This window comes from Pseudomonas paraversuta, assembly GCF_904067025.1.
Lineage (GTDB): Bacteria > Pseudomonadota > Gammaproteobacteria > Pseudomonadales > Pseudomonadaceae > Aquipseudomonas > Aquipseudomonas paraversuta.
Genome location: NZ_CAJFDA010000001.1, coordinates 911,334 through 926,733, shown reverse-complemented (window position 1 = coordinate 926,733; position 15,400 = coordinate 911,334). Strand labels below are relative to the sequence as shown.

General features: G+C 55.9%; 13 protein-coding genes, 1 tRNA gene and 2 pseudogenes. 7 read left to right on the top strand and 9 right to left on the bottom strand.

The genetic code is table 11. The annotated features are described in order from the left end of the window. Position 1: 1 nt before the first annotated feature. The gene (gene trmJ, locus JQ848_RS04420) at positions 2-772 is read right to left on the bottom strand and encodes a tRNA (cytosine(32)/uridine(32)-2'-O)-methyltransferase TrmJ (protein WP_003443383.1); all 771 of its coding nucleotides are present in this window, start codon (positions 770-772) and stop codon (positions 2-4) included. Between the two features lie 143 nt (positions 773-915). Here trmJ and suhB point away from each other — a divergent pair, with 143 nt between their 5' ends. Further along, entirely contained in the window at positions 916-1,731 is an 816-nt protein-coding gene (suhB, locus tag JQ848_RS04415; protein WP_003443386.1) for a type III secretion system regulator SuhB, read from the top strand. A gap of 172 nt (positions 1,732-1,903) precedes the next feature. On the opposite strand, the gene JQ848_RS04410 is transcribed toward suhB, so the two are convergent. The 6 genes from JQ848_RS04410 to queA all read right to left on the bottom strand — a co-directional run bounded on the left by JQ848_RS04410 (position 1,904) and on the right by queA (position 7,983). Beyond that, the gene (locus tag JQ848_RS04410; RefSeq protein ID WP_003443390.1) at positions 1,904-2,431 is read right to left on the bottom strand and encodes a glycine zipper 2TM domain-containing protein; all 528 of its coding nucleotides are present in this window, start codon (positions 2,429-2,431) and stop codon (positions 1,904-1,906) included. Between the two features lie 122 nt (positions 2,432-2,553). Beyond that, complete coding sequence (gene secF, locus JQ848_RS04405) at positions 2,554-3,468, bottom strand: protein translocase subunit SecF (RefSeq protein ID WP_003443393.1); 915 nt, start codon at positions 3,466-3,468, stop codon at positions 2,554-2,556. A gap of 9 nt (positions 3,469-3,477) precedes the next feature. Next, entirely contained in the window at positions 3,478-5,346 is a 1,869-nt protein-coding gene (gene secD, locus JQ848_RS04400; RefSeq protein ID WP_160626826.1) for a protein translocase subunit SecD, read from the bottom strand. Positions 5,347-5,413: 67 nt separating this feature from the next. Beyond that, entirely contained in the window at positions 5,414-5,752 is a 339-nt protein-coding gene (gene yajC, locus JQ848_RS04395) for a preprotein translocase subunit YajC (RefSeq protein WP_003443398.1), read from the bottom strand. Between the two features lie 42 nt (positions 5,753-5,794). Further along, a complete protein-coding gene (gene tgt, locus JQ848_RS04390) occupies positions 5,795-6,910 on the bottom strand; it encodes a tRNA guanosine(34) transglycosylase Tgt (RefSeq protein WP_003443399.1) in 1,116 nt (371 codons plus the stop codon). 11 nt (positions 6,911-6,921) lie between these two features. Beyond that, positions 6,922-7,983 carry a tRNA preQ1(34) S-adenosylmethionine ribosyltransferase-isomerase QueA gene (gene queA, locus JQ848_RS04385; protein ID WP_003443400.1) on the bottom strand — a complete coding sequence of 354 codons (1,062 nt, stop codon included), beginning with the start codon at positions 7,981-7,983 and terminating at the stop codon, positions 6,922-6,924. Between the two features lie 106 nt (positions 7,984-8,089). Between queA and JQ848_RS04380 the strand changes: the two genes are divergently transcribed. From JQ848_RS04380 to JQ848_RS04375, 3 genes and pseudogenes are all read left to right on the top strand, one after another. Continuing rightward, positions 8,090-8,174: transfer RNA gene (locus tag JQ848_RS04380), tRNA-Leu, on the top strand. Between the two features lie 166 nt (positions 8,175-8,340). Then, positions 8,341-8,576: pseudogene (locus JQ848_RS23060) on the top strand (phage integrase central domain-containing protein); the annotation flags it as partial. Next, positions 8,573-9,719 (top strand): annotated as a pseudogene (locus tag JQ848_RS04375) (DUF927 domain-containing protein); the annotation flags it as partial. The pseudogenes JQ848_RS23060 and JQ848_RS04375, both read left to right, overlap by 4 nt. Before the next feature lie 15 nt (positions 9,720-9,734). On the opposite strand, the gene JQ848_RS04370 reads toward JQ848_RS04375, so the two are convergent. Both JQ848_RS04370 and JQ848_RS04365 read right to left on the bottom strand, forming a co-directional pair. Further along, positions 9,735-10,885, bottom strand: a protein-coding gene (locus JQ848_RS04370; protein WP_088500423.1) for an IS3 family transposase whose coding sequence is annotated in 2 segments (ribosomal slippage) — positions 9,735-10,651 and positions 10,651-10,885 — 1,152 coding nt in all. Because the reading frame shifts where the segments join, the coding sequence is not laid out codon by codon here. A gap of 40 nt (positions 10,886-10,925) precedes the next feature. Beyond that, complete coding sequence (locus tag JQ848_RS04365) at positions 10,926-11,174, bottom strand: hypothetical protein (protein ID WP_202210302.1); 249 nt, start codon at positions 11,172-11,174, stop codon at positions 10,926-10,928. A gap of 122 nt (positions 11,175-11,296) precedes the next feature. On the opposite strand from JQ848_RS04365, the gene JQ848_RS04360 reads away from it, so the two are divergent. The 3 genes from JQ848_RS04360 (at position 11,297) to JQ848_RS22820 (ending at position 14,760) form a co-directional block, all read left to right on the top strand. Continuing rightward, on the top strand, positions 11,297-12,991 hold the full coding sequence (locus JQ848_RS04360; RefSeq protein WP_202210301.1) for a P-loop NTPase fold protein: 1,695 nt from the start codon (positions 11,297-11,299) through the stop codon (positions 12,989-12,991). Between the two features lie 1,092 nt (positions 12,992-14,083). After that, complete coding sequence (locus JQ848_RS04355; protein WP_235972406.1) at positions 14,084-14,566, top strand: toll/interleukin-1 receptor domain-containing protein; 483 nt, start codon at positions 14,084-14,086, stop codon at positions 14,564-14,566. A 62-nt stretch (positions 14,567-14,628) separates the two neighbouring features. Continuing rightward, positions 14,629-14,760 carry a hypothetical protein gene (locus tag JQ848_RS22820; RefSeq protein ID WP_017337405.1) on the top strand — a complete coding sequence of 44 codons (132 nt, stop codon included), beginning with the start codon at positions 14,629-14,631 and terminating at the stop codon, positions 14,758-14,760. The last annotated feature ends 640 nt before the right edge of the window (positions 14,761-15,400 follow it).

Sequence of the window (15,400 nt, the reverse complement as noted above, 5' to 3'; positions counted from 1 at the left end):
ATTAATCCTTGCGCTTGAGCAACTCGCCACGAGCTGCTTTTTGGGTTTCGGTGAGAATGCCACGCAAAATGTTCATTTCTGCACGACTGACCGAGCTGCGCCCGTACAGTCGGCGCAAGCGCGCCATGAGGTGACGCGGTTTTTCCGGATCCATGAACTCGATGGCCACCAGGGTCTGCTCCAGATGCTCATAGAAGCGCTCCAGTTCATCCATGGTCGCCAGCTCGCCACTTTTAGTGGAGGCCACTTCCTCTTTTTCGATTTTGCTCGGCTGACCCTGAGCCGCCAGCCATGACATGCGGATCTCGTAGCTCAAGACCTGCACGGCAGCACCCAGATTCAGAGAGCTGAATTCGGGGTCCGAAGGGATATGCACATGAAAGTGGCAACGCTGCAGCTCTTCATTGGTCAGGCCGGAATCTTCACGACCGAACACCAGGGCGATTTCAGCCCCCTGCCCCGCTTCTTCCACCACTTTCTGCCCGCACTCGCGCGGGTCCAGCAGCGGCCAAGGGATACGACGATCACGGGCACTGGTGCCCAGCACCAGATTACAACCCACCAGGGCATCTTCCAGGGTGGCAACGACTTGTGCATTCTCAAGAATGTCACCCGCCCCCGACGCCCGGGCATCAGCCTCATGGTGCGGAAACAACCTGGGCTCCACCAGAACCAGCCGCGACAATCCCATGTTTTTCATGGCACGCGCAGCACCGCCGATGTTCCCGGGATGACTGGTATTGACCAGAACGACACGAATATTAGGCAGCAAAGGAAGCGCTCACAGGCCAACAAAAGGGAGCAAATCTTACCTAAGCGAAACGCCATAAGCTACGAAAGCTAATGCAAACCTTCATCTACTGAACTTTTCTGATAGAATATTCGGCTTTCTTTAACGACCTAGGTGAAACGTCCATGCAGCCCATGCTGAATATCGCGCTGCGCGCCGCCCGCAGCGCCAGTGAATTGATTTTCCGCTCCATCGAGCGCCTGGATACCATCAAGGTCGACGAAAAAGACGCCAAGGATTACGTCTCTGAAGTCGATCGTGCTGCTGAACAGAAAATCATCGACGCCTTGCGCAAGGCCTACCCGACACACGGCATCCGCGGTGAAGAAACCGGCATGCACCCAGGCAGCGGTGAAGGTGAAGACTACCTGTGGATCATCGATCCGCTGGATGGCACCACCAACTTCCTGCGCGGCGTTCCACACTTCGCCGTAAGCATCGCCTGCAAATACCGTGGCCGCCTTGAGCACGCAGTGGTTCTCGACCCGGTTCGCCAGGAAGAATTCACCGCCAGCCGTGGCCGTGGCGCCCAGCTCAATGGTCGCCGCCTGCGTGTCAGCGGTCGCACCAGCCTTGATGGCGCCCTGCTGGGTACCGGCTTCCCGTTCCGCGACAACCAGATGGACAACCTGGATAACTACCTGGGCATGTTCCGCAGCCTGGTTGGCCAGACTGCCGGCATCCGCCGCGCCGGTGCTGCCAGCCTGGACCTGGCTTACGTTGCAGCCGGCCGTTATGACGCATTCTGGGAGTCAGGCCTGTCCGAGTGGGACATGGCAGCAGGCGCCCTGCTGATCCAGGAAGCCGGCGGTCTCGTCAGCGACTTCACCGGCGGCCACGATTTCCTTGAAAAAGGCCACATCGTTGCCGGCAACACCAAGTGCTTCAAAGCTGTACTGACCGCAATCCAGCCACACCTGCCGGCCTCGCTGAAACGCTAAGCGAACTCCGCGCATAAAAAAAGCACCCTTCGGGGTGCTTTTTTTTGACTGCCATTCCAACAAAGACCTGGCCAACCTTTGACCGGACTCCGGATACCTGCAGGAGCGAGCTACATACCAGCAGACTCGATATCCGCAATGCCCCGCTGAACAGCCCGCCCCGGCAGCGGCATTAATTCAGGATCAACTTGCCCTGCTTGTCGACGGCAATTTCATTGCCCGGCTCATGATCCATCCGCACCTTGCCTTCCTTGCCATCCAGCGAGTAACGCACGTCATAACCGACAACCTTGTCGCTGATGTCGTTGACCGTGTTGCAGCGCGTTTGCGTCGTGGTATAGGTATCGCGGTTCTGCATGCCTTCCTGAACCTTGTTACCGGCATAGCCACCACCGACCGCACCGGCCACCGTGGCGATCTTCTTGCCGTTACCACCGCCCACCTGATTACCCAGCAAACCACCAGCGACTGCACCCAGTACGCTACCGACGATCTGATGCTGATCCTTGACCGGCGCCTGACGCGTCACAGTCACATCCTTGCACACCTCACGCGGTGTCTTGATCTGTTGCGTGACCGGCTGAACAGCCAATACCTGCGCAGACTCAGGGCCTTTAACCAGGGTGTAGGTGGCAAAAGCGCCCCCGGCGGTCACAGCCACCGCACCTAAAACAGCACCTACCAGCAAAGACTTGTTCACTTGAACCTCCAAACCATCACAGATGGGAAAAATCCCACGCTAATCCCAGCCTTGGAGCACAAAAAAAGGCGCGAGTTCAATACTCGCGCCTTTTTAGGTAACAACTCGAAGATGATTAACCGTTATGGACGGTCATCGATCTCCTTGTCGGTCACAACAGGAGGAATCAAATCCTCGGCACTCAGGTTCAACCAGATCAGCACCACGTTGGCGATATAGATCGACGAGTAAGTACCCGCCAATACGCCCACGAACAGCGCGATCGAGAAGCCCCACAGGTTATCGCCACCGAAGATCAGCAGTGCCGCGATCGCCAACAGGGTGGAGATCGAGGTCGCCATGGTGCGCAACAGGGTTTGCGTGGTCGAGATGTTGATGTTATCGATCAGGCTGGCCTTGCGCAGCACCCGGAAGTTCTCCCGTACCCGGTCGAATACCACGATGGTGTCGTTGAGCGAGTAGCCAATAATGGCCAGCACCGCCGCCAGCACCGTCAGGTCGAAGGTAATCTGGAAGAACGACAGCACGCCCATGGTCACGATCACGTCGTGTACCAGAGACACGATCGCGCCCACCGCGAACTTCCACTGAAAGCGGAAGGCCAGGTACAGCATGATGCCGCCCAGCGCCATCAGCATGCCGAGGCCGCCCTGGTCGCGCAGCTCTTCACCCACTTGCGGGCCCACGAACTCAACGCGCTTGATGACCGCAGGGTTAGCCGTATCGGCCTGCCCCAGAGCCGCTGCAACCTTGTTGCCCAGCAACGGATCATCGCCAGGCATACGCACCAGCAGATCGGTGGTAGCACCAAAGCTCTGTACTACAGCGTCATGGAAGCCTGCCGAGGCAAGCTCGGTACGCACCTTGGTCAGATCTGCCGGCTTCTCGTAGGTCAGCTCGATGAGCGTACCGCCAGTGAAGTCCAGGCCGTAGTTCATGCCCTTGTGGAACATGCTGAACAAAGCCAGCACGGTGAGTACTACAGTGACGCCGAACGCAACGTTGCGAACGCCCATGAAGTTGATTGTACGTAACATGGCAGCCCCTTAAATCCACAACTTCTTGAAGTCCCGACCGCCGTACACAAGGTTGACCATTGCGCGGGTCACCATAATGGCCGTGAACATCGAGGTAAAGATCCCGAGGGACATGGTCACCGCAAAGCCTTTGACCGGCCCGGTACCCATGGCAAAGAGAATCCCGCCAACCAGCAGAGTTGTCAGGTTGGAGTCGACAATCGCCGTAAATGCACGACTGAAGCCTTCATTGATCGCTCGCTGCACCGTCATGCCATTGGCGATCTCTTCACGAATCCGCGAGAAGATCAGCACGTTGGCATCGACCGCCATACCCATGGTCAAGACGATACCGGCAATCCCCGGCAGGGTCAGGGTTGCACCCAGCACCGACATCAGAGCCAGCAGCAAGACCATGTTGCCCGCCAGTGCCACCGTCGCAATCACACCGAAGAAACGGTAGATGGCAATGATGAAGATCGACACGAACAGCATGCCCCACAGCGATGCATCGATACCCTTGGTGATGTTGTCAGCACCCAGGCTAGGACCAATGGTGCGCTCTTCAGCGAAGTACATTGGCGCTGCCAGACCACCGGCACGCAACAGCAAGGCAAGCTCGGAAGCCTCACCCTGGCCATTCAGGCCGGTAATACGGAACTGGCTGCCCAGTGGCGACTGGATGGTCGCCAGACTGATGATCTTCTTGTCTTCCTTGAACGTCTGGGTCGGCACGTCCTTCTCGACACCGTCGACCACTTGCTTGGTGTAAGTCGTCACCGGGCGCTGCTCGATGAAGATTACCGCCATGCTGCGGCCCACGTTGCTGCGGGTCGAACGACTCATCAGCTCGCCACCGTGACCATCAAGCTTGATGTTCACCTGTGGACGACCGTGCTCGTCAAAGCCTGCCTGAGCGTCTGTCACCTGGTCACCGGTGATGATCAGACCGCGCTCGATTTGCGCGCCAGGACGATTGCCTTCGCGGAATTCGAACGTCTCGGAAGTGGCTTTGGAAGCGCCCGGCTCTGCTGCCAGACGGAACTCAAGGTTGGCCGTCTTGCCCAGAATACGCTTGGCTTCGGCGGTGTCTTGCACGCCCGGCAGTTCAACCACGATGCGGTTGGCACCCTGACGCTGAACCAGAGGCTCGGCAACACCCAACTCGTTGACCCGGTTACGGACCGTTGTCAGGTTTTGCTTGATGGAATACTCACGGATTTCCGCCAGCTTGGCCGGGGTCATCGCCAGACGCAGAACCGGCTGACCATTGAGATCGGCTGTGGTTACGTCAAAGTCATTGAAGTTCTTGCGGATCAGGCTACGCGCTTGCTCACGGACCGCTTCATCAGTGAAACCCAACTGAATGGCGCCATTGAGTTGCGGCAGGCTGCGATAACGCACCTTCTCTTTACGCAGCAGACTTTTGACATCGCCTTCGTACACTTTCATACGTGCATCGACGGCTTTATCCATGTCCACTTCCAGCAGGAAGTGCACACCACCAGACAAGTCCAGACCCAGTTTCATCGGGTGAGCACCCAGACTACGCAACCATTGAGGCGTGGTCTGTGCCAGGTTGAGCGCTACGACATAGTCGTCACCCAAAGCCTTGCGCACCACATCCTTGGCGGGTAGCTGGTCGTCTTTCTTGACCAGACGCAGCAAACCACCTTTGCCGCCCTGGGCCAAAGAGGCTCCCTTGACTTCAATGCCTGCATCGGTCAGTGCCTTGCTTGCACGATCCAGATCAGCCTGGCTGACCTGCAAAGCCGTGCTCGCACCCGAAATCTGGATTGCCGGGTCATCAGGGTACAGATTGGGAGCGGAATAAATAAAACCGATCGCCAGCACAGCCAGGATCAGAATGTATTTCCACAGAGGGTATTTGTTCAGCATCAATCACGCCGCCCGCTTAAAACGCGGGGCGCCTTGCGCGCCCCGTCGATTGTTAAAAGTTGAAACTTTAGATCGCTTTCAGCGTGCCTTTAGGCAACGTGGCTGCAACAGAGCCTTTCTGAATTTTCAGTTCAACAGTGTCCGACACTTCAATCACAACGAACGCATCGGAAACTTTGACGATTTTGCCGGCGATACCGCCAGTAGTTACGATCTCGTCACCTTTTTGCAGGTTACCCAACAGGGCTTTCTGCTCTTTGGCGCGCTTGGCCTGTGGACGCCAGATCATCAGATAGAAGATGACCAGGAAGCCGACCAGGAAAATCCATTCAAAACCGCCACCCATAGGGCCAGCAGCGGCAGGTGCAGCAGCGTCCGCGAAAGCGGAAGAGATGAAAAAGCTCATTAAGCACTCCAGTTGCAATGTTGTTTCTTAAAGGTCCGAAACTCAGTCCAAGGGCGGCACAGGCAGCCCGCGCTTGGCATAGAAGGCGTCGACAAAGGTGGCCAATGTACCCTGTTGAATAGACTCGCGCAAACCAGCCATGAGCACCTGATAGTGCCGCAAATTATGGATGGTATTGAGCATGCTCCCCAGCATTTCGCCGCACTTGTCCAGATGATGCAGATAAGCGCGGGAGAAGTTCTGGCACGTATAGCAGTCACAGGTCGGATCCAGCGGCGAATCATCATGGCGATGAAACGCGTTACGGATCTTGATTACACCGGTATCAATAAACAGATGCCCGTTGCGGGCATTGCGGGTTGGCATCACGCAATCGAACATGTCCACACCGCGGCGCACACCCTCAACCAGATCTTCCGGCTTGCCAACTCCCATAAGGTAACGAGGTTTGTCAGCAGGCATCATCCCGGGCAGGTAATCCAGCACCTTGATCATTTCGTGCTTGGGCTCGCCCACCGACAGACCGCCGATGGCCAGGCCATCAAAACCGATCTTGTTCAGGCCTTCGAGCGAACGCTCGCGCAGGTTCTGGTGCATGCCGCCCTGAACGATGCCGAACAAGGCCGCCGTGTTGTCACCATGGGCAATCTTGGAACGCTGGGCCCAGCGCAACGACAGCTCCATGGAAACACGCGCCACGTCTTCATCGGCCGGGTACGGCGTGCACTCGTCAAAAATCATCACCACGTCGGAGCCCAGATCGCGCTGGACCTGCATCGACTCTTCCGGCCCCATGAACACCTTGGCACCATCAACCGGCGAAGCAAAGGTCACGCCCTCTTCCTTGATCTTGCGCATGGCGCCCAGGCTGAACACCTGGAAACCACCCGAATCGGTCAGGATCGGACCTTGCCACTTCATGAAATCGTGCAGGTCGCCGTGCTTCTTGATCACTTCAGTGCCAGGACGCAACCACAGGTGAAAGGTGTTGCCCAGAATCATCTGCGCGCCGGTATCGACGATATCGCGCGGCAGCATCCCCTTGACCGTGCCGTAGGTACCGACCGGCATGAAGGCCGGGGTCTCGACCACACCGCGGGGAAAGGTCAGACGACCGCGACGAGCCTTGCCATCAGTGGCAAGCAGCTCGAAAGACATACGACAGTTGCTCATGCTTGATCCTCAGGGGCCGGGGCAGGAGCCGTCGGCGCAGGATTGCGGGTGATGAACATTGCATCACCGTAACTAAAGAAGCGGTACCCATGCTCAACCGCAGCCTTATAGGCCGCCATGGTTTCGGGATAACCGGCGAACGCCGAAACCAGCATCAGCAGCGTGGATTCAGGCAAATGGAAATTGGTCACCAGGGCATCGACCACATGGAACGGCCGGCCCGGGAAGATAAAGATATCGGTATCGCCACTGAACGGCTTGAGCACGCCATCGCGGGCAGCACTCTCCAGCGAACGGACGCTGGTCGTACCCACCGCAATCACCCGCCCGCCCCGTGCACGGCACGCCGCCACGGCATCCACCACATCCTGGCCGACTTCCAGCCATTCAGTGTGCATATGGTGATCTTCAAGACGCTCGACCCGCACCGGCTGGAACGTACCGGCACCTACGTGCAGGGTCACGAACGCAGTCTCGACGCCCTTGGCGGCAATCGCCTGCATCAACGGCTCATCGAAGTGCAGCCCCGCCGTCGGTGCCGCGACCGCACCGAGGCGCTCGGCGTACACCGTCTGATAGCGCTCGCGGTCCGAACCTTCATCCGGACGGTCGATATAAGGTGGCAACGGCATATGCCCGACGCGGTCCAGCAGAGGCAAAACCTCCTCGGCAAAACCCAGCTCGAACAACGCATCGTGGCGCGCCAGCATCTCGGCTTCGCCGCCGCCATCAATCAGGATTTTCGACCCTGGTTTCGGCGACTTGCTGGAGCGCACATGCGCCAGTACCCGATGACTGTCGAGCACCCGTTCAACCAGAATTTCCAGCTTGCCGCCCGAGGCCTTCTGGCCGAACAAGCGAGCAGGAATTACCCGGGTATTGTTAAACACCATCAGATCGCCCGGGCGTAAATGCTCAAGCAAATCAGTGAATTGACGATGTGCCAGTGCCCCGCTCTCCCCATCCAGGGTCAGCAGGCGACTGTTGCGGCGCTCCGCCAAAGGATGGCGTGCGATGAGTGAATCAGGGAGCTCGAAAGTAAAGTCAGCAACGCGCATGATAGGTTTCGTCTAGCAGGGCCGGGAAGTTTAACGGACTTAGTAAAAATAGACCAATAAGTTGTTGACCGACCTAAACCTCATCTCTATACTTCGCCGCCATTGAGCCCTGATGGCGGAATTGGTAGACGCGGCGGATTCAAAATCCGTTTTCGCAAGAAGTGGGAGTTCGAGTCTCCCTCGGGGCACCAAACAGCAGCAACTGCAAGTCTCTTACAGGACTTGCAGCACAGAGAAACCGGCCCCCGAGCCGGTTTTTTTGTGCCTGACGATCTACCCCTGCCTGCCCTCCCCGCTGTATCCCTGCATCCCAGTATCCCCACTTGTTTCCTTAGAGAAATACCGAATTTTCGGATAGAAGAAAAAGGCCTGGCACCCTCCCCCCTCAACAAGATCCGCACCTACCTCGACAAAGACATACCCCCGGCACTTGGCGAAAACCTCTCGACGACATCACCCGCACCGAATGCGCCGACCTGCAGGCCAGCATTGAGGTCCGTGACGCCCACAACGTCGCCGAAAAATGCCGCACCTGGGTCAATCAGATCTTTGGCCGGTCAATCGGCCAAGGACTTACGGAGAATGATCCGGGGATCATCGCTTGGCATTTGTGGCCAGCGTCGCCTTTGCTGGCCCGCTGCTGCACATGCTTGGTGCGGTCATGGCGCTCGACCGATAACGCACTGGAATCCATTGCTGCCGCGCACTCGGACGGCCTCCTGGTACTCGACGAAATCGGCATGTGCGCCCCCCGCATCATTGGCGAAACCGTGTACATGCTCGGCAACGGCACCGGCAAAGCACGCGCTAACGATCGTGGCCAAGCGGGCCGACAGGTTCAAGAGTGGCGTTTGCTGTTTCTCTCCACCGGCGAGAAAACCTTGGCGCAACACATGGCCGAGGCCAACAAAGAGCTCAAAGCAGGCATGGAGGTACGCATGCTTGCTGTGCCTGCAGACGCCAGTAAAGGGCTCGGCATGTTCGACGTATTGAATGGTTTCGAGGACGCCGCCGCCCTTTCTGACGCACTCAAAGCCCGAGTATCCAAGTACTACGGCACACCGCTCACTGCCTTTCTATCGGCGCTCTGCGAGCCCGGAAAAATGCACGGTTGGTCAATCATCCTGCGCCGCACACTTGAAGGTTTTATTGCCAAGTCCCTGCCCGCCTCAGCAAGCGGTCAAGCCCATCGTGCTGCGCTGCGCTTTGGCCTTGCGGCGGCAGCTGGTGAGCTGGCTACCGCAATGGGCATCACCGGCTGGCCAGATGGCACCGCGACCACGGCAGCCCGTGTCTGCCTCAACGCATGGCTGAATGAACGTGGCGGCGCCGGTAACTATGAAGGTGACGCCATCTTGGCTCGATTGCGCCAAGTCATCGAGCGCTTTGGTGAAAGCCGATTCACTCGCTGGGAGTCCGCAGCAGCAAAGATCGACGAGCACGGGCCGCGCACCATCGACCGGCTGGGCTTTCGCAAATCATTGGAGCATGGCCTGGGCGACGAGCTGCATACCACCAACACTTACTACGTGCTGCCCGAGGCGTGGCGCTCCGAAGTATTCAAAGGCATGAACATCAATGCCGTGAACAAGGAGCTGCTGCGTCGTGGAGTGCTCGAACCTGGAAGCGATGGAAAGGCGTCTAGCCTCGTCCGCCTTCCGGGGCTAGGGCCACAACGCTGCTACATCGTAAATACGGTTCCTGGGACAGATGAGAGCGAGGCCAGGGCTGCCTGAATCGCCCCAGGTTTCCTAGACACTCTCCAGGCTCGCTGCGTAACGCTTTTCAAACTCTACCGGTGACAGCTGATTGTTGAAACTGTGGCGTCGTTTTGGGTTGTAAAACATCTCGATGTAATCGAACACATCATCCCGAGCATCCTGGCGTGTAGTGTAGATTTTACGCTTGATCCGCTCCCGCTTTAGCAGCTGGAAAAAGCTCTCCGCCACAGCGTTGTCGTGGCAGTTACCTCGACGACTCATGCTGGCTACCAGGTTGTTAGCTTTCAAGAAGCTTCGCCAGTCTGAGCTGCTGTACTGACTGCCTTGATCCGAGTGGATCATCACCTCTTGCTTCGGCTTACGTCTCCAAACCGCCATCAGCAGTGCATCAATGGCTACGTCGCTGGTCATCTGCGACTTCATTGACCAACCAATGATCTGGCGTGAAAACAGATCGAGCACCACGGCCAAATACAGCCAGCCTTCATATGTTCGGATGTAGGTAATGTCTGTGACCCAGACTTTGTTGGGTTCTCTGACATCGAATTGGCGCTTCAGTAAGTTCGGTGAGGCAACGGCTGGTTTACCGCCATATTTTCCCGGCCTCCGTCGATACCCAGTCTGAGAACGTAAACCTTCAAGGCGCATCAACCTAGCTACCCGGTGACGGCCACAGCTCTCACCAACCTCTCGCAGGTCATCATGGATCTTGCGATAGCCATAAACACCACCGCTTTCCAACCAGGAGTGTTTGATCAGTCCAAGCAGTCGCTGATCGTCCTTGGCTCGCGCAGATTTTGGTTCTGATAGCCACGCGTAGTAGCCGCTGGGATGAACCTTGAGCGTCAGGCAAAGCCGTCGAATCGCGTAATGACCCGCTTGCTGCTTAATAAAGGCGTACTTCAGCCGCACTCCTTGGCAAAGTACGCGGCGGCCTTTTTTAAGATGTCTCGCTCCTCCGTCACCCGTTTCAGCTCGGCCCGTAGACGACGAACCTCAGCGCTCTGATCATCCTCCTCAACGCGCTGTTCCTGGGGCTTGGTGTAGCGCTTAACCCAGGCATAGAGGCTGTGCACGGACACACCCAATCGTGCAGCCACCTCCGAGACAGGAAGCTTCTTTTCGGTCACTTGTTTGACCGCCTGGATTTTGAATTCTTCGGGATAACGCTGGTTGCTCATGGCACCTCCTAATGGGCCTCATTTTAAGGCTTGGAGGTGTCTACGAAACTAGGGGCGATTCACCAAGCAGCAGCATCGATGATCGAGCAAGAGCGGCATCTTTGATAAACACCTCAGAAGATCTTGGACTTTGATCTGTAATTATCCGCAATACTTCTTCTTTGTTTGAAAGCCATTGCTGCCTCAGCGCCATTGCCGCTATCAACAGCCCATCACCTTCTTTTTTCCAGCTTGGAAAGCTAAATATTCCTTTGCTGCGCGAAGTTACAATCAATTCTTGCCTATTCATAACTTTCCTTAGTCAGCGAACAACCCGGTCTATAACAATATTTTTATCTCGAAACCCTTGATTTTTTGCAGCCCGCCACCACATTTCTGCGCAAGGATGTAATGTGACCATTCGGAGCAGAGATGACCATCGAGCGCTGCAAGCAAAACTTACTGCTGACCCTGGCTTCTGAGGATAACCGTGTCATCGCCCTTTCAGGAAAATGGGGCACCGGCAAGACGCACCTCTGGCAGCAGGTTCGAGATACATCGACGGATGAAGCGATCAAAAAAGCAGCTGCAGTATCACTTTTTGGGGTGAGCTCAGTCGCCGATCTCAAGACCAAGGTTGCCCAAGCGTTGCTGCCCAGACTTGAAGATGACGGTGTCGCAGCCCAGATTGCTGGCGCACTCACAGGTCTCAAAAAAGTAGCTCAGGGATTGCACAAAGGCTTTAATGCGCTGGACGACCTGCCCCTCGTTGTTCTCCCCACCCTTCTCAAGGGCAAATTCCTTGTTATAGATGACATTGAGCGCAAGCACGACAAGCTGCACATTGATGAGATTCTCGGCTTCATTGACGAGTGCGTCCAAGTTTACAAGTGCAGGGTGCTCCTCGTGCTCAACGATGACAAGCTGACGGATAAGGGAGTCTGGGAGCAGTTCCGAGAAAAGGTGATAGACCAGGAACTCCGGCTGAATACCACTCCTGCGGAAGCGTTTGGGATTGCCAAAGAAATCATCAAGACTGACTGGGCGGAAGTACTGGAAAAGGCCACGGTCACTTGCGGCATCACCAACATCCGCATCCTATGCAAAATCATCCGCGTCGCCAATCGCCTGCTCGAAGGTCACGGAGCCCTTTCACCAGAGGTCATAGCGAAAGTCATCCCTTCCACCGTCCTGCTGAGCGCCGTCCATTTCAAATCGCTGACGGATGGCCCTACGTTCGAGTACGTGCTTGATTACAACGGGACTGTTTCCGCGACTTTCAGAGCCATCCGGGCACGGCAAAACGATAACAACCAAAGCGAAGAAGATGCCCAACACGGGCAGTGGGACTCGCTCCTGAGCGAACTGAAGATTCACAGCTGCGGTGAGTTTGAGAAAATGATCGTTGAAGTTCTTCGGACGGGTCTGATGGATACGAAGGCAGTTCAGGAAATGATTGAGCGTTACCGGCTCGACGGCAGAGTTTTGAGCACGGGGAAAAGCGTTTCGCAGTTCTTTCAGCACTACCATTGGCACCCGGAGCTAACAGAGGCTCAACTGGTCGATGAGCTACGCAGCCTTCTTCCGGGAGCAGAGTTCATTGAGGCACCGACGCTAAGCTACTTGATGGATCTGGCGGAGGAGCTTACAGGCGACGGGAAGCTGGGGCAGCAGTTTTTGGCCGCCTGGTCGGCAGCATTGGAAACTGCTTACCCTGACGGAGTGGAACGTTCACAGTGGTTATCCATTAGACCAATACGCCCGGAGGTGCAGGCTGTGTTGGATGCCGCTTATGCGCGCCAATCTGACACCACAACCCTAGTTGAGGCATGCGCTCACATTCGTTTGACTAAAGGTTGGGGGAGCGCTGAGGAGCATCTGCTTCGATCCATCACTCCTAAGGAATACGAAGCTGAAATCCGCAAAGCCAACGGTCGCGACCTGGAAGGAGTGTTCTCTCAAAGCATGCAGTTTGTGCATCACAAGGCAGCGTTCAACGACTTCGGGGATGTCGGTGATCGGTTCGTTCTGGCATGCAAAAGGATTGTGAGAGCTGAGCCGCATTCCAGACTTACTGGAATCATTCGCAAGTTCTTCGACCAACATGACCAGGCGGGGCTTCTGTAGCTCCCCGCAAGAAGCATGAACACCTGGGCGTTACCAAGTCAAAGGTTTCGCTCAGGCGCACATCAGCAATCACCAGCAAGCATCGACAATATAATCATGTGCTCCCATGTCGAGTCTAGGGAGTACCCGGTAGACCTTCTTGTACTTAAATTCCCCCCCCACATGGCACGACACTGCGCGACAGCTAGTAGCTACTAGAGCTTGTTAAAACAAAAGCACTGAATAGCAAGAATACGAAGGGTTTTTATCGTGCCCGCAACCTCTTCTATTTCTCCATATCCCGCCCCATGTCTCGGCTCGCAGTGCTTGCTACGCAAACCAAGCCGGGAACCGCCCTCGAAGCGATAAACAACCTGTTTGGAAACGACAATGTCGAAGAGTTTGCTGTCGCATTGTGAAAAAAAAATAGACCGGACAATCTGAGTGTTTGAAATCGGCTCCTCCAGCTACACGTTCACTTTAGGCCGAATGCTGCCGGTAACGAATGGCTGCTATTAGCTGATTGCTGCCTGTCGCAGAAAGGCAGTATCCGCCCCATAGGCGACGTTCGTCGATTGAACAACGGCATCGATGGCTGGGCCGTTGAACGTCAGGGACCTGAAACCTGGGTCGAGAGCTACCCGCTATGATAGATAGCTCTAGACCATGGCGGCATTTGTAACGGAAGCCGCGAGCGAACATTCACGCTACGCCTGCTAGCGGAATTCGCGCTATGGGCTATCGTTTGTGCCAGCATATTGGAATCACGATCTGAAGCGCAGGTGATTTCGAGCCAATAAGGATGGGCTGCGGTGTTTTCAAAAGCTGATGGCTCGGTACAGCCGCTGCTTAATCATCTCTTGGGCGAGCAGTTACAAACGGAAGGTTTACGACATGTCTAGATGTACAGCACCGGTACATGGTCATCGTTCGGCAAGCGCAAGAGCAGCGTGTCCCGCATGTGGCAGCGGATATAGCGGATACGGATCGCGATCGTATTCATCCTCGTCCTACGCACCATCCTATTCTTCCCCGTCTCATGGCGGGGGTGGTCGCAGTAGCGGCGGTTCATCCAGCAGCGCAAAGCCGCGCTGGTCGAAACCCGGATCCTCTGTGGCCTACACCTCCGCCGAGGTACGAACGCTCACACCGGTACGCGAAAATGTCGAGAGGCGTGCAACAGTACCTGATCTACGTGACGTCTTTCTTTGTCACGCCTGGGACGACCGGAAAGGATCCGCGAAGGAGCTGCATGATGTACTCGAATCGCTCGGTGTTTCCGTTTGGTTCAGCGAGAAAGATGTCCTTCTAGGCTCTTCGTTACTGCGTGAAATTGATAAGGGATTGGCGAAGTCTCGAGTAGGAATTGTGCTGGTCACCCCTGCTTTGCTGCGCCGCCTAGCAGCCGAAGGCATCGCCGACAAAGAGCTTTCCGCGCTCCTCGCAAGGGATCTGCTGGTTCCCATCATTCACGACACAACATACGAATCGCTGCGCGAAGTCAGTCCTCTACTCGGTTCGAGAAGCGGCCTGAGCACTGCTGAAGATACGTTTGCAGATATCGCGGCCAAGCTTTCCGAGTTGGTCGCCCCGTAGCTTCACTGTCCATGCTTACGGCTTTACTTACAGACCCGTTATCAATCGAAGGAGTTGAACACATGAGTATTAAACCCGGCCCCAAACCGATCGCTGAATCCACCGGCAAAAAGGACCAGCGCCGTCGTGTTACTGAAGAAAACAAACCCAAACATCCTGATCTGGAAGTACATAAACACAAAAAAGGTGACTGACCTTAAAAGCAGTGAGAGGGGGGCGAGTCACGTAGGTTAGGCCGCTTCTGGTCGATTACGGCCCTTCGTGACCGGCAGCTACTGGCCGACTGCTGCCTCAGGCTAACGTCACGGTTGGGTCGATAGCGACCACTCCTAGAGGACGTCACGTGTAACACCCGCAACTCTTGTAACACTTTCTTAAGAGTGCTACTCAGAACAGCGTAACAACCAAATAAAACCTTTAAAATCATATACTTACTATTATTCGTAACACCTGTAACACTCGTAACATAGCTTTTTAGAGAACATCCCCTAGCCCCACCATTGGTAGAGCCTTCAGCGATAGTAGCAGGGGCACTTCCCAACGCGTCAAAAGCACTGGGGGCCCCTGGGACTTATTGCTAGGTACGGGGCAGGAAACCCGCGCGATTGTATTAGAGGAAAAGTGCACAGCTTAGTGAACAGGTGAACCGGGTGAACTGCTGGTTCACCAGTGCATTTGCACTATGGCTCAAGAGCCGCTGGGGACCCTGGGTATTTCGATGAGACACGGGGCAGGAAACCCGCACGAAATCGTTAGTGGCTGGGTTCCAAAGTTTGTTGACCACACTTGACCGGTTGACCCAGTTGACTCACCTAGGTGTTCACTATCAGCAAC